At 58.3% G+C, this 575-nt stretch carries 1 protein-coding gene; it reads left to right on the forward strand.

Features of this window, described 5'->3' with window-relative positions:
- Window positions 1-453 (forward strand): Tn3 family transposase (locus tag ACOI1H_RS26130; RefSeq protein ID WP_422441274.1); only part of this gene is annotated, 453 nt, incomplete at its 5' end.
- Between the last annotated feature and the right edge of the window lie 122 nt (window positions 454-575).

The raw sequence follows: 575 nt of genomic DNA on the forward strand, positions 1-575 counted from the left end.
CCCATGGTGGCAGGTGTCATTCCACTCAGCCAGCTTCTACACAAATTTGCAGCCTCTCCCCGCCAGCACGAGTTGGCTGAAGCCCTCAAAGAAACCGGACGAGTTGAACGAACGCTGTTTATCATCAACTGGCTACTCTACGACGACATGCAGCGCCGCGCCCAGATCGGTCTGAACAAAGGCGAGGCCTACCATGCCCTGAAAAACGCCCTGCGCATCGGCCGCCAAGGTGAAATCCGCGACCGAACCACTGAGGGTCAGCACTTCCGCATGACAGGCCTCAACCTGCTCGCCGCCATTGTCATCTACTGGAACACCAAACACCTCGGCGAACCCGTCGCCCCACGAAAACGCGGCGGCCGCGATTGCTCTCCAGATCTTCTGGCGCATACCTCACCCCTCGGATGGGCACATATCCTCCTCACAGGTGAATACAGGTGGCCAAAACCATGACCAAAAACCTTAGGGTGTCATCCTGCACTCACCGGCATTCGACCCCATGTTGATCACGCGAGAGGGGAACCGGGGGTCGGTTAGGGTGGTTTTGGTTCCACGTCCGATCGGTGGCGCAAAAC

This window comes from Loktanella sp. DJP18 (assembly GCF_049310965.1).
Taxonomy (GTDB): domain Bacteria; phylum Pseudomonadota; class Alphaproteobacteria; order Rhodobacterales; family Rhodobacteraceae; genus Loktanella.